The organism is Allobosea sp. P4_E12 (genome assembly GCF_056401655.1).
The window spans coordinates 23,378-43,168 of sequence record NZ_JBFUIY010000008.1 but is presented as its reverse complement, the minus strand read 5'-3'; the positions used below and the strand labels follow the sequence as shown (position 1 = coordinate 43,168).

Here is a 19,791-nt window from a genome sequence, read left to right as displayed (position 1 = left end):
CGGCGCGGTTTCTCCGCCCCTGCCTGTGCGCACGATGGCACGGCTTCCTCGCCCGGCCAAGCCGGGCTGCAGGCCATTTCCCTTGGCCCCGCCAACGCCACGATTGCCCAATCCAGCGGTTCGGCTTAACTCTGATGCATGAGCCTGCACGGTGACGAGATCGAACGCTATGCGCGCCATCTGGTGCTGCCGGAGATCGGCGGTCCGGGGCAGGCCAAACTCAAATCCACCAGCGTACTCGTGATCGGCGCGGGCGGGCTTGGCGCGCCGCTGATCCAGTATCTTGCCGCCGCGGGTGTCGGCATGATCGGTATCGTCGACGCCGATCATGTCTCGCTTTCCAACCTGCAGCGCCAGACCATCTTCAGCACTGCCGACCTCGGCGCGAACAAGGCGGTTGCGGCTGCCGGCTTCATCAAGCGGCTCAACCCGCATGTCGCGGTCGAGGAGCATGTCACCCGCATCGACCCGCACAACGCCCGCGCCATGGTTGCCTTCTACGACGTGATCGCCGACGGCACCGACAATTTCGAGACGCGTTACGCCGTCGCCGATGCCTGCTTCTACGAGAAGAAGCCGCTGGTCACCGCGGCCCTTGGCCGCTTCGATGGGTCGCTGACCACGCTGCGCCCGCATGAGAAGCGGCCGGACGGGCGGCCGAACCCGACCTATCGCTGCCTCTTTCCCAATCCGCCGCCGCCTGGCACGGTCGCACCCTGTGCCGAAGCCGGTGTGCTTGGCGCGCTCGCCGGCGTGATGGGCTCGCTGATGGCGCTGGAGGTGATTCGCGCAATCACCGGCTTCGGGGAGCCGCTGGTCGGCAAGCTCCTGCTCGTCGACGCGATGACGATGCGCTTCGATACGATGCGCTACGACTGGGATGCCGCCAATCCGTTGAACGGGACGGCGGTCGCCAGGAGCGCCTGAGCCTTCAGCCCCGATGCTGCGCTGTCGGCCGGGACAGGCCGGAGCCTGACCCGATGCGGTGAGGGCCCTAGCCTCGGCTTCTCACCTTCGCCTCGATCGCGTCCCAGACCTGGGCGGCGATATCGGGCCCGCCCAGCTTCTTGACGGCGCGCACGCCCGTCGGCGCCGTGACGTTGATCTCGGTCAGGTAGTTGCCGATCACGTCGATTCCCACCAGGATCAGGCCTCGCTCGCGCAGCGTCGGACCAATCGCCTCGCAGATCTCGAGCTCGCGCTTGGAGAGATCCGTCGGAGCGGCGGCGCCGCCGCGCACCATATTGGCGCGCAGGTCACCATCGGCCGGGACCCGGTTGACCGCGCCTGCCGCCTTGCCGTCCACCAGCAGGATGCGTTTGTCGCCGGCGCTGACCTCCTTCATGAAGCGCTGGACCACCCAGGCCTCCTTGAAGATCCCGGAGAAGAGATCGAACAGCGAGCCGAAATTGGGGTCGCCCTTCCCGGTCTTGAACACGGTCGCGCCGCCATGGCCGTAAAGCGGCTTCATCACGATCTCGCCGAACTCTTCGCGAAATGCTTCGATCTCGGCCCTGTCGCGGGTGATCAGGGTCGGCGGCATCAGTTCGGGGAAATGCGTGACCAGGATCTTCTCGGGCGCGTTGCGTACCTGCGCGGGATCGTTGACGACCAGCGTCTTCGGATGGATGCGCTCCAGCATATGCGTGGAGGTGATGTAGGCCATGTCGAACGGCGGGTCCTGCCGCAGCAGCACGACATCGAGCGTCGAGAGATTGGTGCGTTCCTCGGTTCCGAGGGTGAAGTGATCTCCGTCGACGTCACGCACTTCGACCGGCCTGATCGGCGCGGTGACCTTGCCGTCCCGCATCGAAAGCTGGTCCGGCGTATAGGTGTGGAGCGTGTGTCCGCGCCGCTGCGCCTCCAGCATCAAGGCGAAGCCGGTATCGCCGGCGATCCTGACGCGTTCGATGGGGTCCATCTGGATGGCGACGGCAAGGGTCATGGGCAAGGTTCCTGTTGCGCGGCCTCATATCGGCCCAGGCCCCATGCCTGTGCAAGGGGCAGGCTGCGCGTCACAGGATCAGCTCGAAGGCGCCGGGCACATGGCGCGGCCGACGCCAGGGCGCGACGAAGACGGCATCGGCTCGCAAATGATGGTCCATCGCCCAGGCATTGCGCGAGAGCCATTGCCGGATGCGGGCCTCGATCAGCCGGCGTTTCTCCGGAGTGATCGCGGTCAGCGCATCGTCGAGCAGGCCCCGGGCCTTGACCTCGACGAAGGCGATGGTGCGTCCGCGCTTCACGATGAGGTCGATCTCGCCGCCCTTGCCGCCGAAGCGCCGGGCGAGGGGCCGGTAACCCTTCGCGGCAAGCCAGAGGATCGCCAGCAGCTCGCCGCGCTGGCCGGTCGTTCCGGCTCGTCTGGCCTTCTGGCTGCGAGCCCTGGCTCTCAAGGCTCGCGGGTCAGTTCGAGGGCGCGCGCATAAATCTTGCGGCGCGGCTGCCCCGTCTCGGCGGCGACCTGCGCGACCGCCTCCTTGAGCGAGAGCCGCGCCATGGCCTCGCGCAGGCGCTCATCGATGACATCTCCCGCTGGAAGCAGAGCCTCGGCTCCGGGTGGACCGATGATCACGACGATCTCGCCGCGTGCTTCTTCCTCCTCGCCGTAATGGGCGGCGAGTTCAGCAAGCGTCCCGCGTTGTACGGTTTCGTGGTACTTGGTCAGTTCGCGGGCGACCGCTGCCGGCCTTGCGCCCAGCACTGCGCCGGCATCGGCGAGCATCTCGGCGAGGCGGCGCGGCGATTCGAAGAAGACGAGGGTGCCTGGAATGACCGCCAGCTCGGTCAGTCGCCCGCGCCGCGCGGCCGATTTCGGCGGCAGGAAACCTTCGAAGAAGAACCGGTCTGTCGGCAGGCCGGCAAGCACCAGCGCCGCCAGAACGGCTGAGGGGCCGGGAATGCCGGTGACCGGCAGGCCTTCGGCGACGACATCGGCGACCAGCTTGTAGCCGGGGTCCGACACCAGCGGCGTGCCCGCGTCGGAGATCAGGGCAAGCCGCCCGCCCTCCCGCAGCTTGGCCAGGATCTTCGGCCGCATCTGCGCGGCATTGTGCTCGTGATAGGGCAGGAGCGGTGTCGAGATTCCGTAATGTGCCAGCAGCGTCTTGCTGGTGCGCGTGTCCTCGGCGAGCACGGCATCGGCGGCGGCAAGCGTCGCCAGGGCGCGAAACGAGATGTCGCGCAGATTGCCGATCGGGGTTGCGACGATGTGCAGGCCCGGCGCCAGCGTCTCCGCTTCGGCGCGGAGCCCGAAGGCCGTGTAGCTGGGGGCGCGCTGCGATGCACGCGGGGCAGAGGCAGGCGGGGCGGAGGACGGAGCGGACATGTCCGCAAGCTGCCACAGCCGCGGTCCTTATGCCACGGCCGCATGCAGCTGCGCCTCGTTTCAAATGCGGCAAGACAGAGTTAACAACTTGAAAATACCATGTCGCACTGGCAGGAGTTCTCCACGGTCGGGGGACTGCAAGCTGGATACGGTCGCAATGACCGCGTTCCCCGTTCTCGACTGGAGATGATCCCGTGCTGCTCCAACGGCTCCCCCTTCCGGTCTCGAGGTTGCGTCTGGCGGCTCTGGCCCTCGGTGTTTCGCTTGGGCTCGCGGCCTGCAGCGGCGGTACGTCCGGTCTGCCAGGTTTTGACGGCGGTTCCGCGGCCCCGGGCGGCGAGGCTCAGGCGCCCACCGGCCAGACCATCGGCACCGGCAAGGTCAAAGTCGGCCTCGTGCTTCCCCTGACTGCGGAAGGGCAGGGCGCGGTCGTCGGCAACTCCCTGAAGAACGCTGCCGAGATGGCGCTTGCCGAATTCCCGGGCGCCGACCTCACGCTGCTGGTCAAGGATGATCGCGGGTCGCCGGAAGGCGCTCAGGCCGCGGCCCAGGAAGCGCTGCGTGAAGGTGCTGAACTGATCATCGGGCCGCTCTTTGCACCCTCGGTGCAGGCTGCCGCTCAAGTGGCGCGCGGCGCCAACCGCCCGATCATGGCTTTCTCCAGCGATAGCAATGTCGCTTCGCGCGGCGTCTATCTGCTCTCCTTCCCGCCCGAGAACGACGTCAATCGCGTGATCGCCTACGCCTCTTCGCAGGGGCGCAAGTCCTTTGCCGCGCTGGTTCCGGATACCGCCTATGGCCGGGTCGTCGAGGCCGCGTTCCAGCAGGCCGTCGCCAATCGCGGGGCGCGGGCGGTCATCATCGAGCGTTTCGGCTCCGACCAGAACAGCATGCGCACCGCTGTCCAGCGCCTCGTGCCGGCCTTGCAGCAGGCGGACGCGCTCTTCGTCCCGGCCACAGCCGACACCATGCCGGCGCTGGGACTGGCACTTCAGCAAGCCGGGTTCGATCCGGCCAAGGTGAAGCCTCTCGGCACCGGTGTCTGGAACGATGCCAGCGTCGCGCGCGTTCCGGCGATCCAGGGAGGCTGGTTCGCATCGCCCGACACAGCCGGTTTCAATGCCTTTGCGGGCCGTTATCAGCAGCGCTTCAACGGCGCGCCGACCCGCACCGCGACTCTGGCCTATGATGCGGTCTCGCTGGCAGCGGCGTTGGCGCGGACGCAGGGAAGCCAGCGTTTCTCCGAGTCGGTTCTGACCAACCCGCAGGGCTTTGCCGGTGCGGACGGCGTCTTCCGTTTCCGCCCGGATGGGCAGATCGAGCGCGGGCTTGCGGTTCTCGAACTGCGCAACGGCCAGATCGTGACGGTCAATGCCGCGCCGCGAGACCTTGGGCCGAGGACGTAACAGGGCCCCCGCGCGCGGTTTCCGGGCGCTGCGACGCGCAGATCCTCGGTTCCAGAAACAGAATGATGCCCGGCGCGAGGCCGGGCATGGGGGCGGCAGGTCTAGGCCGCCAGATCCGCCACCAACGCGTCCAGGACCAGCGCCCCGTCCGGTGTCGCGGCGAGCTTGCCGCCGGGCTTGCGTGTCAGCAGCCCCTCCTTCATCAGGCTGTCGACGCGGGAAGACTTCAGTTCGCGCCCTGAAAGCGCCCTGAACGTGACCGGATCGATGCCCTCGACCAGTCGCAGGCCCATCAGCAGATATTCGTCGCCTTGCGCCTCGGCGTTCAGGCACTCGTTCTCGACCAGCGCATGCCCTTCGGCCTCGACGCGCTCGAGCCAGACTTCCGGTCGCTTCTCGGTCGATTGCGCCATCCGGCCCTCTGCTGTGACCAGCCTTCCATGCGCACCGGGGCCAATGCCGGCATATTCGCCATAGCGCCAGTAAACGAGATTGTGCCGGCATTCAGCGCCCGGCCTGGCATGGTTCGAGATCTCGTAGACCGGCAGGCCGTGCTTTGCCGTGATCTCCTGCGTCGTCTCGTAGAGTGCGGCGCCGACCTCATAATCCGGCACCTTCAACTTGCCGGCCTTGTACAGGGCCGCGAAGGCGGTGTCGGGCTCGATGGTGAGCTGGTAGAGCGAGAGATGCTCGGCAGCATGGCTGATCGCGAGTTCGAGTTCCTCGCGCCAGAGCGCGGGAGTCTGCTCGACGGAGCGGGCGTAGATCAGGTCGAAGGAGTAGCGCTCGAAATAGCGCCGCGCGATCGCCACCGCATCGAGCGCTTCCTGTGTCGAGTGCATCCGGCCCAGCGCCTTGAGGTCGGCGTCGTTCAACGCCTGCACACCGAGCGAGACGCGGTTGACGCCGGCGGCGCGGAAATCCCGGAAGCGTCCTGCCTCGACGCTGGTCGGGTTTGCTTCGAGCGAGACTTCGCAATTCGGGTCGACCGCCCAGGCGCCGCCGATCGCGTCGAGGATTGCGCCGACCGTGCGGCCCTCCATCAGCGAGGGCGTGCCGCCGCCGAAGAAGATCGAGGAGACGGTGCGTCCGGGCGCTAGCTGGGCGCGGTGCGCGATTTCGCGCCTGAAGGCTTCGATGAAGCGCTGCTGGTCGGGCGGCGTATGCCGCACATGCGAGTTGAAGTCGCAATAGGGGCACTTGGCCAGGCAGAATGGCCAATGCACATAGGCCGCGAAACCGGCATCCGCGGTCGGATGCGGCGGGACCGCCTGACGCTCGGCGATGGCGGCTGGCGCGTTCACTGGGGCAGCCTCAGGCAGGCTGCGGCGAGGAGCTGGAAGGCGCGGGCGCGATGCGACAGCGCCTCCGAACCATCATCCGGCACGCCGTGCTTTTCATCGGAAGACATTTCGCCAAAGGTCTTGGTGCGGCCGTCCGGCTTGAAAATCGGATCGTAACCGAAGCCTGAAGGGCCGCGCGGCTCATGGATGATCTCGCCGTAGACGCGGCCTTCGAAGAGCTCCTGGTGTCCGTCCGGCCAGGCGATGACCAGCGCGGAGACGAAATGACCCCGACGCTTGTCGGAGGTCGTTGCGCCGCGCTTGGCGAGCTCGGCCTGGACGCGGGCGAGCGCCGGGGCAAAGTTCTTGCCCGGCCCGGCCCAGTTGGCGGAGAACAGGCCAGGGGCGCCGTCGAGCGCATCGATGCACAGGCCGGAATCATCGGCGATCGCCGGCAGGCCGCTCGCTTGCGCGGAGGCCACCGCCTTGATCGCGGCATTCTCCGAGAACATGTGGCCATTCTCCTCGGGCTCGGGCAGGCCGAGTTCCCCGGCCGAGACCAGATCGACGCCATAGGGCGCCATCAGCTCGCGCATTTCGCGCAGCTTGCCCTGGTTATGGGTCGCAATCACGACCTTGCCTTGGAGAAGCCGATGTCCGCTCATGATCAGGCCACCGCCGCCTTCTGCAGCGCGACCAGCTTGCTGACGCCGCCCTTGGCGAGCCGGAGCAGGGCCATCAGCTCATCCTCCGAGAAGGGAGCGCCTTCGGCAGTGCCCTGCACTTCGACCAGGCCGCCTGTTCCGGTGATGACGAAGTTCGCGTCGGTCTGCGCGCCGGAATCCTCGACATAGTCGAGATCGATGACCGGGTTGCCGGCGACGATACCGCAGGAAATCGCGGCGACATGATCCTTGAGCGGGTTCGATGCCTTGAGCATGCCGCGCCCCTCCATCCATTTCAGCGCGTCGTGCAGCGCGACCCAGGCGCCGGTGATCGAGGCCGTGCGCGTGCCGCCATCAGCCTGGAGGACGTCGCAATCGACCACGATCTGGCGCTCGCCGATGGCGGTCAGGTCGACGACCGCGCGAAGCGAGCGCCCGACCAGGCGCTGGATTTCCTGCGTGCGGCCCGATGGCTTGCCGGAGGTGACCTCGCGGCGTGTGCGTTCATGCGTGGCACGCGGCAGCATTGAGTACTCGGCCGTGACCCAGCCCTTGCCGGTGCCACGCAGCCATGGTGGACCCTTTTCCTCGACCGTCGCGGCGCAGAGCACCTTGGTCTCGCCGAAGCTGACCATGCAGGAACCTTCCGCATAGCGCACCACGCCGCGTTCCAGCGTGACCTTGCGCATCTCGTCGGCCGCGCGTTTGGAGGGTCGCATGTTCACATCCCGATTTCGTGAGTTCGGCGGCTTGTAGGCGTTTGGGCCGGGCGCGGCAAGGCAAGCAGCCAGCGCTTGCCTCTTGATCCGCTGCCGCGCCGAAGGGACAATAGCCTATGTGCAACCAGATACTCGCCTCGCCATGAGCGCGCCCACGCGGCAGGACAGCCCTGGCGGGCTGGTCGAGACCGACCAACGCTCCCGTGAGATTTTCCGGCAGATCGTCGATGGCTATCTCGCGACGGGCGAGCCCGTCGGCTCGCGCAACATCGCGCGGCTGCTGCCGGTGGCCCTGTCGCCGGCAACTGTGCGCAATGTCATGACCGACCTCGAAATGGCGGGGCTGATCTACGCGCCGCATACCTCGGCCGGTCGGTTGCCGACCGAACGCGGATTGCGTTTCTTCGTCGACGCCATGATGGAAGTCGGCAACCTGACCTCCGACGAACGCGCCCGCATCGAGGCTCAGATGCGGGCAGCGGCCTCGACCCGGACGCTGGACGGCGCGCTGACCGAGGCGTCTGCACTGCTGTCTGGGCTGTCGCGTGGTGCCGGCGTTGTGGTCACCACCAAGGCCAATTCCCGGCTGAAGCATATCGAATTTGTCCGGCTGGAGCCGGTGCGCGCGCTTGTGGTGCTCGTGGCGGAGGACGGTACGGTCGAGAATCGGTTGCTCGCCCTTCCGCCGGGTCTGCCCGCCTCGGCCCTGACGGAGGCTGCGAATTTTCTCAATGCCCGTGTCCTCGGCAAGACCCTGAGCGAACTGCAGCGCGAGATCGCCGACGATCGCGCCACCATGGAGCGCGAACTCGATGCGCTGACGGCGAAGCTTGTCGAGAGCGGCATCGCCACCTCGTCAGGTCCGAGCAGCGATCGCCATCTGATCGTGCGTGGCCAGGCCAATCTGCTGGAGGATCTCAAGGCACAGGAGGATCTCGAGCGTATCCGCCTGCTCTTCGGGGATCTGGAGACGCAGACCGACGTGATCGACTTGCTGTCCCGCGCCGAGGCCGGCGACGGCGTGCGCATCTTCATCGGCTCAGAGAACAAGCTGTTCTCGATGTCCGGCTCTTCGATGATCGCCGCACCTTTCCATGATGCCGAGCAGCGCATTGTCGGCGTTGTCGGCATCATCGGCCCGACACGGCTGAACTATGCCCGCATCGTGCCGATGGTGGACTATACCGCCAAGGTCGTGGGGCGGCTTCTGGATGGTGCGCGGTGAAGCGCGTCTTGCGAGCCGGACTGATTCTGGTGCTTGGAGTTTTTGCGATGGCGGCGATGGGGCAGAACGGACAGGCGAGCCTCCTCGACGCGGCCGCCGCCGGCAGGACTGCCGAGGTCTCCCGGCTGATCGCGGCCGGGGCCGATCTCGAGGCTCGCGATGCGCAGGGGCGCTCGCCGTTGTTGCTCGCTGTGGCCGGCAATCATGTAGCGATCGCCAAGGCGCTGCTCGCGGCGGGCGCCAACATCAATGCGCAGGCCGCCAATCGCGACACGCCCTGGCTGCTCGCCGGTGCCGCCGGTCGCGCCGAGATCGTCGCTGCGATGATCCCGCTGAAGCCCGACCTGGCGATCCGCAACCGCTATGGCGGCAACGCCCTGATCCCGGCCTGCGAGCGCGCCCATGTCGAGACGGTCAAGCTGCTCCTGGGCAGCGGCATCGACCTGGACCACGTCAACGATCTCGGTTGGACCTGCCTGCTCGAGATCGTCATCCTGGGCGATGGCGGGCCACGGCATCAGGAGGTTGCAAAGCTTGTGCTCGAGGCAGGCGCCGATCCGAGTCTGGCCGACAAGGATGGTGTCTCGCCGCTGGCCCATGCCCGCCAGCGCGGGCAGCGGGCCGTCGCGGCCTTGATCGAGAAGGCCGGCGGCCGCTGAACGATTCCAGCCAGCGGGCCATGACCTGCTCGCTGGCGTGAAGGTCGTTCGCTTCGGGTTGCCCCGGACCGAGACTGCTCTGTCGCTCGATCAGGTGGACCGCCAGCCCGCGCTCCATGACGTCGCCGGCCCCGAATTTCGCAGTGGCCGGGAGGCCGCTCAAGCATCCCGATTTGGCATCGACGCATTCTGGCGTTACCTCTGCCGCCAAAGCGACCCAGGTGCGCTCCAGACCACAAGGCCAAAGACATGACCGACACGCTCCCCGATCGTCTCTCCGTCAACCCGGACAGCCCCTTTTACGACGCCGAGGTGCTGGCGAAGGATATCGGCATCCGCTTCAAGGGCACTGAGAAGACCAATGTCGAGGAGTATTGCGTCAGCGAAGGCTGGATCAAGGTGGCGGCCGGCGCCGCCAAGGACCGCTTCGGCCGGCCGATGACGATCACGCTCAAGGGGCCGGTCGAGCCTTACTATCGCAAGGCGGAGTAAGGCTCAGGGCTTCACGGACGCCGCGACAGCGCCCAGCTGAAGCTGAGGACGGCGAATAGCCCGAGCCCGGCGCGGATGGCGTGAAGCTCGCCCCAGCGCTGAATGAGATGGCGGCTCGCGGCGCTGGCTTGCGCCGCGGCCATGGCCTGCAGTTCCGTGTTGATCGGTGCGATGACCAGTAGCGTGAACGGCAGATTGGCCAGGATCGCGAACATTCCGACCAGCCAGGCGGGGTTACGGGTGGAGCGCCAGGAGAGACCGGCGCAGAGCGTCGTGATCACGACCAGCGTCGCCTGCATCCGCGTCGCCGGGCCGATGGCCGCTTGCCATTGCCGCAGAAGCGCCCCGTCGTCGAGCGACAGCCGCGCCGGCTGCTCGGCCGCGAGGATGTAGATCGCTGCGCCACTGAACAGCGCCGCCAGTGCCAATGTGATCGGTCCCATGCGCCGGGCGATCGCGGATTGCAAAATGAGGTCGGTCCCTTGGGGCATCGTCACCTCCCGATTTTGAATAGCATGCTATATATCATTGCATAGTATGCTGTTCAACTGGTATCTCGACCCGGCGGGGGGATGCGATCGTGACGACCTTCAAGACTCATTCGGCCGGCTATCTCGCCAACCACATGGCGCGGCTTTTCGCCAAGGCCCTGGCTGAATCCATCCGGCCGCTCGGGCTTGCGCCGGCGCAGTTCATGGTCCTGCTCGAGCTCTGGCGAGAAGATGGCGTCACCCAGAAGCACCTGGTCGAGCGGCTCGATGTCGAGCAGGCGACGATGGCCAGCACGCTTGCGCGCATGGAGCGCGACGGTCTGATCGAGCGCAGGCCCGACGCCGCCGATGCCCGCGCCCGTATCATTCATCTGACAGGGCGGGCCCGGGAACTGGAGCAGTCTGCGCTTGCGGAGGCGCGGCAGGTCAACCGGCGGGCGCTGGCCGGCTTCCCTGAGGAGGAGGCGGAGCAACTGCTCGCCGGCATGCGCCGCATCATTTCCTCACTCTCCGGCAAACCGGCCAAGCCCGATCTGCCGGTCAGCCCCAATCCGCTGGATTAGGCGAGTGACTTGAAGAAGAAGGTCGAGCCGCAATCGCTGCCATCGGGCATCAGCGCATAGCGCGGGATGGTGCCGATCTCGGTCCAGCCGAGCCGGTTATAGAGCCGCCGCGCCGGGCCGGCCTCGTCCGTGTCGAGGCAGAGCAGCGTCCGTCCGGCCGCCGACGCCTCGGCCTCCGCTGCCAGCATCAGCGCTTCACCGATACCCTGCCGGCGCGCGGAGGAATGCACCAGGACCTTGGCAATATCGGCGCGGTGCGGCTGGTTTGGCTTGCCGGCGGGGTGGACCTGCGCGGTGCCGACGATCTCGTCGCCCTGCCGCGCGACCAGAAGCAGGATCTGTCCTGCTTCGACGCCGGCCGCGACACCTGTCCAATAGACCTTGAAATCGGCCTCGGTATTCTCCGCCATGAAGCCGACAGAGGCGCCGTTCGCGACGGAATCCCGAAGGATACCGGTAAGCGCAGGGATGGCGTTGCGCGCGCCAGTGGCATCGAGACGCGTGATCGAGGCCGTATCAACGAGCTGCGTCGTCATCGGGGTCTTTCCTGGGATAGGCCGTCTGCCGTCATCAGCACGACGGCATAGCGGGCCGGCTCCGAGCCGGGATTGTGATAGGTGATCGGCCCGTCGAGCAGCATGTGGATGCAGTCGCCGCTCCGCAGTCGATGGCTGGCGCCGCCAAAGCTGAGCTCGATCTCTCCGGCGAGCAGCCAGACCTGCTGGTCGAGGCGGTGCAGCATGCGCGGTCCGTCGAGCAGGACGCGTGCTCCGGGGGGCAGCGTCACGTCGACGATTTCGACAGGTGAGCCGATGCCCGACGGCGAGACATTGCGCCGCACATAGCCGCTGCCAGGGTCGAGCCAGACCGGCTGGTCGGCCAGGCGCGCGACCGGGCCGACATGGCGCTCCTCATGGAACAGCGATGACAAGGTCACGCCGAGCCCGGCGGTCAGCCGGTCCAGCAACGCCGCGGTCGGGCTCGATTCGCCCCGTTCGATTCGCGAGATCATCGCGCGGCTGACGCCGGTGCGCTCGGCAAGCACGTCGAGCGTCAGATCGCGCCGTTGGCGCGCTGACTTCAGGCGCGTCGCGAGGCGCCTGTCGATGTCTCTCTCGGGAGGATTCTCCATTTTAGTAGAGGAAATCTAATATAATGGAATGTCAAGCGCCTGCCATGCTTCAGAGAAGCAAGGCGCCTGCCACAAACCCTTGGCCCCGTGCGGCTTCACTGCTATTGCGCGCCCATGAGCACGCGCAGTTTCGACAACATCCGCAATTTCTCGATTGTGGCCCATATCGACCACGGCAAGTCGACCCTTGCCGACCGGCTGATCCAGCAGACCGGCACGGTCGCGGCCCGCGACATGAGCGAGCAGATCCTCGACTCGATGGATATCGAGAAGGAGCGCGGCATCACCATCAAGGCACAGACCGTCCGGCTCGATTATCGTGCCCAGGACGGCAAGGATTACATCCTCAACCTGATGGACACGCCCGGTCACGTCGACTTCGCTTATGAGGTCTCCCGTTCGCTGGCTGCCTGCGAAGGCTCGCTGCTGGTTGTCGACGCCTCTCAGGGGGTCGAGGCGCAGACACTCGCCAACGTCTATCAGGCGCTCGACGCGGGCCACGAGATCGTCACGGTCCTCAACAAGATCGACCTGCCGGCAGCCGAGCCCGAGCGTATCAAGCAGCAGATCGAGGACGTGATCGGCCTTGATGCCTCGGAAGCCGTGCCGATTTCGGCCAAGACCGGTCTCAACATCGAAGGCGTGCTGGAAGCGATCGTCCAGAAACTGCCGGCGCCTAAGGGCAATCTCGAAGCGCCGCTGAAGGCGCTGCTGGTCGATTCCTGGTACGACGCCTATCTCGGCGTCGTCGTGCTCGTGCGCATCATCGACGGCGTGCTCAAGAAGGGCATGACCATCCGCATGATGCGGGCGAACGCCGCCTATGGCGTCGACCGCGTCGGCGTTTTCAAGCCGAAGATGCTGGAAGTGAAGGAACTCGGCCCCGGCGAGGTCGGCTTCTTCACCGCCTCGATCAAGGAAGTCGCCGATACCGCCGTCGGCGACACCATCACCGACGATCGCAAGCCGGTCGCCGAGGCGCTGCCGGGCTTCAAGCCGGTGCAGCCGGTGGTGTTCTGCGGCATTTTCCCGGTCGATGCGGCCGATTTCGAGGTGCTCCGCTCGGCGATGTCGAAGCTGCGTCTGAACGACGCCTCGTTCTCCTACGAGATGGAGACCTCGGCAGCGCTCGGCTTCGGTTTCCGCTGCGGCTTCCTCGGACTGCTGCATCTCGAGATCATCCAGGAGCGGCTCGAGCGCGAGTTCAACCTCAACCTGATCTCGACCGCGCCGTCCGTGGTCTATCATCTCAGGCTGCGGGACGGGACGACGCTCGAGTTGCACAATCCGGCGGACATGCCGGATGTGATGAAGATCGAGGCGATCGAGGAACCCTGGATCCGCGCCACTATCTTCACGCCGGACGAATATCTCGGCTCGGTGCTGAAGCTCTGCCAGGATCGCCGCGGCCTGCAGATCGACCTGAGCTATGTCGGCTCGCGGGCCAAGGTCGTCTATGACCTGCCGCTGAACGAGGTAGTGTTCGATTTCTACGACCGTTTGAAGTCGATCTCGAAGGGCTACGCCTCCTTCGACTACGCCATCACCGACTATCGCGAGGGTGACCTCGTGCGCATGTCGATCCTGGTCAATGCCGAGCCGGTCGACGCGCTCTCGATGCTGGTCCACCGGACCCGCGCCGAGGCTCGCGGTCGCGCCATGTGCGAGAAGCTCAAGGAACTGATCCCGCCGCACATGTTCCAGATTCCGGTCCAGGCCGCGATCGGCGGCAAGATCATTGCTCGCGAGACCATCCGGGCGCTGCGCAAGGACGTGACCGCCAAGTGCTATGGCGGCGACGCCACCCGCAAGCGCAAGCTTCTGGAGAAGCAGAAGGAAGGCAAGAAGAAGATGCGGCAGTTCGGCAAGGTCGAGATCCCGCAGGAAGCCTTCATCGCTGCGCTAAAGATGGATTCCTGAGCGGAGCTCAGGTTCCGCTCTCCCTCGCTAAGGTCATCCCGGGGCTGGCTTCGTGCGCCCGGGATGACGCGAGCCCAGCCGGTCCGACTACGCCAGAACGGCCTGACGCGTCTCGGCGTCGATCAGGAAGGCTGCAACCGCTGCAACCAGCAGCAGGGCTGCGAACAGGGCGATCGCAGTGGCAAAACTCTGCGCAATCACGAGCGCCACCGCCGATGGCGCGAGCAGGCCGCCGAGCCGCGCCATGGCGCCGGCAACCCCCATGCCCGTGCCGCGGAGTTCCGTCGGATAGAGCTCGGGCGTAAAGGCGTAGAGTGCACCCCAGGTGCCGAGCAGCGCAAAGCTCATCAGCAGGATCGACGCGCCGATCACTGTTGCGCTGCCAGCGCCGACAAACAGGGCGCAGCCTGCCGCGCTGAGCAGCAGGAAGCCGATCAGGGTCGGACGCCGGCCCCATGTCTCGACGCCATAGGCGGCCAGCGCATAGCCAGGCAGCTGGGCCAGCGCGACGATGACGAGGAAGCCATAGCCACGGACGAAGCCGAACCCTTCGCCGGCGAGCTTGGCCGGCATCCAGGTGAAGACGCCGTAATAGGACACCGAGACAAGGAACCAGATTCCGAGAATCAGCAGGGTGCGCCGGCGCAGATCAGGCGCGAGCAATCCGGAAGACGTCGCGGCCGGGGGCAGGGTGATCGCCGAATCGGACGAGAGTTCCGCTTTCCCGTTGGTGCGCAGCATCTGGTTGAGCACGCGCTTGGCATCGTCCGCTCGCCCTTCCTTCAGCAGGTACAGGGGTGATTCCGGCACCCAGAAGCGCAGCCAGATGCCGATCAGCGCGGGCAGCGCCGTCGCAGCAAAAATCCAGCGCCACGCGTCAGCGATCCCGGCGATGCTTGCTGCCCAGGCGGCCAGGGCGACTGCGATCGTGCCGACCGCCCAGAAACCCTCCAGCATGACCAGCCAACGCCCGCGGTTCTTCGGCGGCAGGAATTCCGCCATCATCGCGTAATCGACGGGCAACGTGCCGCCGACTGCGATGCCGGTCAGGAAGCGTAGCGCGAGAAGGGCTGCGAAGGACGGGGCGAAGACGGAGAGCAGCCCGAATACCGCATCGCAGGCGACCGTGATCAGGAGCACGCGACGGCGGCCATAGCGATCGGCGAGGCGCCCAAACAACGCGGCGCCGATCAACATGCCGAGGAAGAACAGCGTTCCGGTCTGCAGGGCCTGTGGCACGCTGAGCCCGAAGGTCGCAGCGATGGAGGCGGCGGTGAAACCGACCGCCAGCACCTGCATGGCATCAGCCGCCCAGACGAGGCCGAAGATGCCGAGCAGCCGACGCTGGAACGGGCCGGTGCCGACGGTGGACAGAACGCTCTCGACAGGAATGCTCATGGCGTGGCGAACTTTCTCCGAGGCGCCTTCTGGCCGTTCTGGTCTTCGTAGCGTGGTACGTTCGGGACGGGCTCGGCGCTAGATCTGGACGCCGAGACCACGCAGTGTCGCCCGCAGGTCGATCGGCTCGACGAAATGCACGGCTTGCATGCCGACATGACGCGCGCTCTCGATATTCTTGGCGCTGTCGTCGATGAAGACGCAGGAACCTGCGGTGAGGCCGTAGCGCTCCAGCAGCACGTGATAGATCGCAGGATCCGGCTTGATCAGCCGTTCATGTGCCGAGACCACGACGCCGTCGAACGAACCGAGGAAAGGAAAGCGGACAACGCTCTCGTCCCATTTCTCGCGCGAGAAATTGGTGATCGCATAGACCTTCTCGCCCCTGGCCTTCAGGTCCGTGAGGACCTCGACGCTTTCTGCGATCTCGCCGGTTACCGTCTCGTGCCAGCGCTCGTCGAAGGCCCTGATCTCACGCTCCCATTCGGGATGAGCGGAGACGCGTTCGGCGACGGCGTCGGCCCAGGATCGGCCGCGATCCTGCTCGAGGTTCCAGGCCGAGGTGCAGATGTTCTGCATGAACCAGTCCATGCGCGCTTCGTCAGGGATCAACTCTCGGTAAAGATGGCGCGGATCCCAGCGGATCAGGACGTTGCCGACATCGAAAACGACGGTGGGGCTAGTCGAAGGCATGGCCGGTCCATTCTGAATACGGGGCAGATCGCAGAAGGCTCACGTCCTTGTGTGCAGACGTGCGAGACAGAGGCAAGGCCTCTCGCGTATTCGGGACATGCGATGGTGGAGATCGGCATGAAGGCATGGTTGCCGTGGCTGGACCGGCAGGGGCGCTTCTCGGGGCTGCGCGCTGCGACATTTGCGCTCTTACTGGTGCCGGCGCTCTGGCTCGCCTTCGACGCCTGGACCGGCCAGCTCGGTTCGAAGCCCTGGACGCGGGCGGTGCATGATACCGGCACCTGGGCGCTCAGGCTGCTGCTGGTTACCCTTGCCGTCTCGCCGCTGCGCCGGCTTCTCGACTGGGGCAAGCTCATCGGCATCCGCCGCATGCTGGGCCTCTCCGTGCTGGCTTATGCGCTCGCCCATCTCGCGCTTTACTGCATCGATCTCGGTTTCGACGCCGGGCTGATCGTTTCTGAAATCGTCAAACGGTTCTATCTCGTCGTCGGCATCACGGGGCTGACCGGTCTGGTCGCACTCGGTGCAACCTCGACCGACGGCATGATCCGCAGGCTGGGTTCCGCCCGCTGGCAACTGCTGCATAACCTCGTCTATGCCATCGCTGCCCTGGGGCTGCTGCACTTTGCCCTGCAGTCGAAGATCGACGTCACCCAGCCGGCGCTGATGACCGGGCTCTTCTGCCTTCTGATGCTTTACCGGCTGCTGCCGCGATCCGGCGTGACGCTCGATACGCCCCGGCTGGTCCTGACGGCGCTTGCGGCCGGCCTTCTGACTGCGCTTTGCGAGACGGCCTGGTATGCGTTGGCGACCGGTGCCTCGGCCTGGCTGGTGTTCCAGGCCAATGCCGATGTCGTCGTCTATGGTGATCTCGAGGCCCTCAGGCCCGGGCATTGGGTCGCGCTGGCCGGGCTTCTCGTCGCCTTCGCCCATTACTGGCGTGCGCCTGCGGCGCGGCAGGTCGAGCGGCGTGCGCGTCGCAGGGAAGGGCTTTCCGCGCAAACGGGTGCCTAAGAGCAAATCATTCCAAACTGATGGTTGGCAGCCCGCGGGCGAGGCTCTAACCCTATGGCATGCCTGACGATCCGAACGCCCAACCCACCGCCGACGTAGCCGCAGCCGATGTTGCCGCGACGGGGGATGGGGCGGTCGATGAGGGGCTGTCTTCGCCATTCGTGCCTCTGCGCCAGCCGATCTTCCGGGCTGTGTGGTTCGCGAGCCTTGCCTCCAATTTCGGCGGGATGATCCAGTCGGTCGGCGCAGCCTGGCTGATGACTTCGATCGCCAGTTCTGCCGACATGGTTGCGCTGGTGCAGGCCTCGACGACCTTGCCGATCATGATGTTCTCGCTGGCGGCGGGGGCGATCTCCGACAATTTCGACCGGCGCAAGATCATGCTGACGGCGCAGGGCTTCATGTTCACGGTCTCCGTGGCTCTCGCCGTCTCGGCCTGGTTCGGCGTAATCACCCCGTGGCTGCTGCTCGGCCTGACTTTCCTGATTGGCTGCGGCACGGCCTTGAACGGGCCCGCCTGGCAATCCTCGGTCGGCGAGATGGTGCCGCGTCGCGATCTGCCGGCCGCGATCACACTGAACAGCGTCGGTTTCAACATTGCCCGCAGCGTCGGGCCGGCGCTGGGCGGCTTCATCGTTGCGGCGGCGGGCGTCGTCGCCTCCTTCACGGTGAATGCACTGAGCTATATCGGGCTCGTCACCGTACTCGCGCGCTGGAACCCTCCAAAGATCGAGCGCGTGCTGCCACGCGAGACGCTCGGCATCGCGATGAGCGCCGGCATCCGCTATGTCGCGATGTCGCCAAATATCCGCTCGGTGCTGCTGCGTGGTGCGGCCTTCGGATTCGGCGCCATTGCGGTTCAGGCGCTGCTGCCGCTGGTGGCGCGCGATCTCGTCAAGGGCGGGCCTTTGACCTTCGGCCTGCTGCTCGGTGCTTTCGGTGCGGGAGCGGTCGGGGGAGCCCTTCTGAGCGCGCGGGTACGTCGCGCGCTCACGACAGAGACGCTGGTGCGCGCCTCCTTTGCCGCCTTCTCGGCTGCGGTCATCCTGGCGGGGCTGAGCGTCTATACCGTGACGACCATGGCGGCCCTGCTCATCGCCGGAGCGAGCTGGGTCCTTGCACTCTCGACCTTCAACGCGACCGTGCAGCTTTCGGCGCCGCGCTGGGTCGTCGGCCGGGCGCTTGCGCTCTACCAGATGGCGACCTTCGGTGGGATGGCGCTCGGCAGCTGGGTCTGGGGTTACATCGCCCTGCATTTCGGCACCGACCGTGCCCTGTACTGTGCGGGTGCTGTTCTGCTTGTCGGAGCCGCACTGGGCCTGCGCTATGCGCTGCCGCCGCTCGAGCAGCTCAATCTCGACCCGCTCAGCCGCTGGCAGGTTCCGAAAGTGGCCGTCGACATCGAGCCACGCAGCGGCCCGATCATCGTCACCATCGAGTATATCATTCGCGAGGAGGACATCGTCCCCTTCCTGAATGTGATGGCCGAGCGCCGCCGCATCCGCCGCCGCGACGGTGCCAGGCACTGGGCCTTGCTGCGCGACCTGACCGATCCGCAGCTCTGGATCGAGCGCTATGACAGCCCGACCTGGGTCGAATATATCCGCCAGAACCAGCGCGTCACCCAGGCAGATGCCATGATCGGTGACAGGGTAAGGGCCCTGCATCAGGGGCCCAACCCGCCCGTGGTGCACCGCGTCATCGAACGACAGACCGGCTCGCTGCCCTTCGCCCAGCCACAGCCCGTGCCGGATGCGGCGACGCCTGCGACCGATCCCAGGATCGGCTAGGGCACGGGGTTCGCCTGTCCTTACAGCCAGCCGAAACGCTTGAAGCGCATGTAGAGCGCGGTGCAGAACGCCGCGATGAGCCCGAGCACGACGAAATAGCCGTACTGGGTCTTGAGTTCCGGCATGTGCTCGAAGTTCATGCCATAGATCCCGGCAACCGCGGTCGGGACCGCGAGGATGGCTGCCCAGGCCGCGAGCTGCCTGGTGATGACGCCCTGGCGCTGCTGTTCCAGCAGATGACTCGCCTCGAAGACGGAGGTCAGGATGTCGCGGAGGCTCCCGACCATGGCTTCGGCACGCCGCGCATGGTCCCAGACGTCATTGAAATAGGGCTTCGCCTCGGCATCGATGCAGGGCAGATCGAGATGCACCAGCTTGCGGCAGAGCTCGGACATCGGTCCGAGCACCCGCTGGAAGCGGATGAGCTGGCGGCGCAGTCCGAAGATGCGTGGCACGTCGACGCGGCCGAACTCGCTGGCGAGCATCTCCCGCTCCATCTCCAGGACGTCCTCCTCGATCGTCTCCACAATCGGGAAATAGCCGTCGACGATGAAGTCCAGCACGCCGTGCAGGACATAATCGACGCCGTAGCGCATCTGGGCGGTCGCGGCCTCGAGTTGGCTGCGCAGCTCCGTATGGGCCCGTGCGGAGCCGTGGCGAACCGTGATGATGTGGTGCTTGCCGACGAAGATCGCCGTCTCGCCATACGCGATCTGGTCATCCTCGAGATGCGCCGTGCGCGCCACGATGAAGAGTTGGTCGCCATAGATGTCGACCTTGGGCATCTGATGCGCCTTGAGCGCATCCTCGACCGCAAGTGGATGCAGGCCGTAGCTGCTCTGGAGCGTGCGCAACTCCTCTTCGGAGGGTTCCAGCAGGCCGATCCAGACGAAATCGGATTGGTCCTGGGCACAGGTCGAAGGCTGGTCGAGCGCAACGGTCCCGACACGCTTCCCATCGACATAGTGACAGGCGGCAATGACACTCACGGCAGGCACGCTCCTGGCATCTCG

At 66.1% G+C, this 19,791-nt stretch carries 21 protein-coding genes; 9 read left to right on the top strand and 12 right to left on the bottom strand.

Translation table 11 applies throughout. The annotated features are described in order from the left end of the window. Positions 1 to 138: 138 nt before the first annotated feature. Positions 139 to 927, top strand: a complete 789-nt coding sequence (locus AC1DW9_RS12165) for a HesA/MoeB/ThiF family protein (protein WP_113518359.1) — start codon at positions 139 to 141, stop codon at positions 925 to 927. 67 nt (positions 928 to 994) lie between these two features. On the opposite strand, the gene gshB is transcribed toward AC1DW9_RS12165, so the two are convergent. The 3 genes from gshB to rsmI all read right to left on the bottom strand — a co-directional run bounded on the left by gshB (position 995) and on the right by rsmI (position 3,328). Continuing rightward, a complete protein-coding gene (gene gshB, locus AC1DW9_RS12160) occupies positions 995 to 1,945 on the bottom strand; it encodes a glutathione synthase (RefSeq protein ID WP_441506313.1) in 951 nt (316 codons plus the stop codon). 70 nt (positions 1,946 to 2,015) lie between these two features. Beyond that, entirely contained in the window at positions 2,016 to 2,396 is a 381-nt protein-coding gene (locus AC1DW9_RS12155) for a YraN family protein (RefSeq protein ID WP_069877958.1), read from the bottom strand. Then, the gene (gene rsmI / locus AC1DW9_RS12150) at positions 2,393 to 3,328 is read right to left on the bottom strand and encodes a 16S rRNA (cytidine(1402)-2'-O)-methyltransferase (protein ID WP_441490441.1); all 936 of its coding nucleotides are present in this window, start codon (positions 3,326 to 3,328) and stop codon (positions 2,393 to 2,395) included. The genes AC1DW9_RS12155 and rsmI overlap by 4 nt, the downstream gene beginning before the upstream one ends. Before the next feature lie 194 nt (positions 3,329 to 3,522). Between rsmI and AC1DW9_RS12145 the strand changes: the two genes are divergently transcribed. Beyond that, positions 3,523 to 4,734, top strand: a complete 1,212-nt coding sequence (locus AC1DW9_RS12145; protein ID WP_476776743.1) for a penicillin-binding protein activator — start codon at positions 3,523 to 3,525, stop codon at positions 4,732 to 4,734. 101 nt (positions 4,735 to 4,835) lie between these two features. Here AC1DW9_RS12145 and hemW read toward each other — a convergent pair whose 3' ends face one another. Genes hemW through rph form a run of 3 tightly spaced genes read right to left on the bottom strand, consistent with a single transcriptional unit; the run spans position 4,836 to position 7,401 of the window. Next, complete coding sequence (gene hemW, locus AC1DW9_RS12140; RefSeq protein ID WP_476776742.1) at positions 4,836 to 6,038, bottom strand: radical SAM family heme chaperone HemW; 1,203 nt, start codon at positions 6,036 to 6,038, stop codon at positions 4,836 to 4,838. After that, a complete protein-coding gene (rdgB, locus tag AC1DW9_RS12135) occupies positions 6,035 to 6,682 on the bottom strand; it encodes an RdgB/HAM1 family non-canonical purine NTP pyrophosphatase (protein WP_476776741.1) in 648 nt (215 codons plus the stop codon). The genes hemW and rdgB overlap by 4 nt, the downstream gene beginning before the upstream one ends. A gap of 2 nt (positions 6,683 to 6,684) precedes the next feature. Then, positions 6,685 to 7,401 (bottom strand): ribonuclease PH, encoded by a 717-nt coding sequence (gene rph, locus AC1DW9_RS12130; RefSeq protein ID WP_069877955.1) that lies wholly within the window; start codon positions 7,399 to 7,401, stop codon positions 6,685 to 6,687. 142 nt (positions 7,402 to 7,543) lie between these two features. On the opposite strand from rph, the gene hrcA reads away from it, so the two are divergent. From hrcA to AC1DW9_RS12115, 3 genes are all read left to right on the top strand, one after another. Continuing rightward, positions 7,544 to 8,626 carry a heat-inducible transcriptional repressor HrcA gene (hrcA, locus tag AC1DW9_RS12125; RefSeq protein WP_441490437.1) on the top strand — a complete coding sequence of 361 codons (1,083 nt, stop codon included), beginning with the start codon at positions 7,544 to 7,546 and terminating at the stop codon, positions 8,624 to 8,626. After that, complete coding sequence (locus tag AC1DW9_RS12120; protein ID WP_441506309.1) at positions 8,623 to 9,285, top strand: ankyrin repeat domain-containing protein; 663 nt, start codon at positions 8,623 to 8,625, stop codon at positions 9,283 to 9,285. The genes hrcA and AC1DW9_RS12120 overlap by 4 nt, the downstream gene beginning before the upstream one ends. Positions 9,286 to 9,534: 249 nt before the next feature. Beyond that, positions 9,535 to 9,777, top strand: a complete 243-nt coding sequence (locus AC1DW9_RS12115) for a DUF3297 family protein (RefSeq protein ID WP_069877953.1) — start codon at positions 9,535 to 9,537, stop codon at positions 9,775 to 9,777. Positions 9,778 to 9,788: 11 nt separating this feature from the next. Here AC1DW9_RS12115 and AC1DW9_RS12110 read toward each other — a convergent pair whose 3' ends face one another. Next, positions 9,789 to 10,268: an anthrone oxygenase family protein gene (locus AC1DW9_RS12110; RefSeq protein WP_441506308.1), complete on the bottom strand. Its 480-nt coding sequence runs from the start codon at positions 10,266 to 10,268 to the stop codon at positions 9,789 to 9,791. A gap of 89 nt (positions 10,269 to 10,357) precedes the next feature. Here AC1DW9_RS12110 and AC1DW9_RS12105 point away from each other — a divergent pair, with 89 nt between their 5' ends. Next, positions 10,358 to 10,831, top strand: coding sequence for a MarR family winged helix-turn-helix transcriptional regulator (locus tag AC1DW9_RS12105; RefSeq protein WP_441506307.1), 474 nt, complete (start codon positions 10,358 to 10,360; stop codon positions 10,829 to 10,831). Here AC1DW9_RS12105 and AC1DW9_RS12100 read toward each other — a convergent pair. Together AC1DW9_RS12100 and AC1DW9_RS12095 are read right to left on the bottom strand one after the other, a co-directional pair. Next, positions 10,828 to 11,367: an N-acetyltransferase family protein gene (locus AC1DW9_RS12100; RefSeq protein ID WP_476776740.1), complete on the bottom strand. Its 540-nt coding sequence runs from the start codon at positions 11,365 to 11,367 to the stop codon at positions 10,828 to 10,830. The two genes, AC1DW9_RS12105 and AC1DW9_RS12100, sit on opposite strands and share 4 nt — an antisense overlap. Continuing rightward, positions 11,364 to 11,963, bottom strand: a complete 600-nt coding sequence (locus AC1DW9_RS12095; RefSeq protein WP_441506305.1) for a helix-turn-helix domain-containing protein — start codon at positions 11,961 to 11,963, stop codon at positions 11,364 to 11,366. Before AC1DW9_RS12095 ends, AC1DW9_RS12100 begins: the two co-directional genes overlap by 4 nt. Positions 11,964 to 12,077: 114 nt before the next feature. Between AC1DW9_RS12095 and lepA the strand changes: the two genes are divergently transcribed. Further along, entirely contained in the window at positions 12,078 to 13,883 is a 1,806-nt protein-coding gene (lepA, locus tag AC1DW9_RS12090; protein WP_441506304.1) for a translation elongation factor 4, read from the top strand. Positions 13,884 to 13,970: 87 nt separating this feature from the next. Here the strand turns inward: lepA and AC1DW9_RS12085 are convergent, their stop codons facing one another. Together AC1DW9_RS12085 and AC1DW9_RS12080 are read right to left on the bottom strand one after the other, a co-directional pair. Further along, the gene (locus AC1DW9_RS12085; protein WP_476776738.1) at positions 13,971 to 15,281 is read right to left on the bottom strand and encodes an MFS transporter; all 1,311 of its coding nucleotides are present in this window, start codon (positions 15,279 to 15,281) and stop codon (positions 13,971 to 13,973) included. Between the two features lie 78 nt (positions 15,282 to 15,359). Continuing rightward, on the bottom strand, positions 15,360 to 15,974 hold the full coding sequence (locus tag AC1DW9_RS12080; RefSeq protein ID WP_441506302.1) for an HAD family hydrolase: 615 nt from the start codon (positions 15,972 to 15,974) through the stop codon (positions 15,360 to 15,362). 117 nt (positions 15,975 to 16,091) lie between these two features. Here AC1DW9_RS12080 and AC1DW9_RS12075 point away from each other — a divergent pair, with 117 nt between their 5' ends. Both AC1DW9_RS12075 and AC1DW9_RS12070 read left to right on the top strand, forming a co-directional pair. Continuing rightward, a complete protein-coding gene (locus AC1DW9_RS12075; RefSeq protein WP_441506301.1) occupies positions 16,092 to 16,988 on the top strand; it encodes a protein-methionine-sulfoxide reductase heme-binding subunit MsrQ in 897 nt (298 codons plus the stop codon). 59 nt (positions 16,989 to 17,047) lie between these two features. After that, positions 17,048 to 18,778 (top strand): MFS transporter, encoded by a 1,731-nt coding sequence (locus AC1DW9_RS12070; protein ID WP_441506300.1) that lies wholly within the window; start codon positions 17,048 to 17,050, stop codon positions 18,776 to 18,778. 20 nt (positions 18,779 to 18,798) lie between these two features. On the opposite strand, the gene corA is transcribed toward AC1DW9_RS12070, so the two are convergent. Beyond that, the gene (gene corA / locus AC1DW9_RS12065) at positions 18,799 to 19,767 is read right to left on the bottom strand and encodes a magnesium/cobalt transporter CorA (protein WP_441490426.1); all 969 of its coding nucleotides are present in this window, start codon (positions 19,765 to 19,767) and stop codon (positions 18,799 to 18,801) included. Between the last annotated feature and the right edge of the window lie 24 nt (positions 19,768 to 19,791).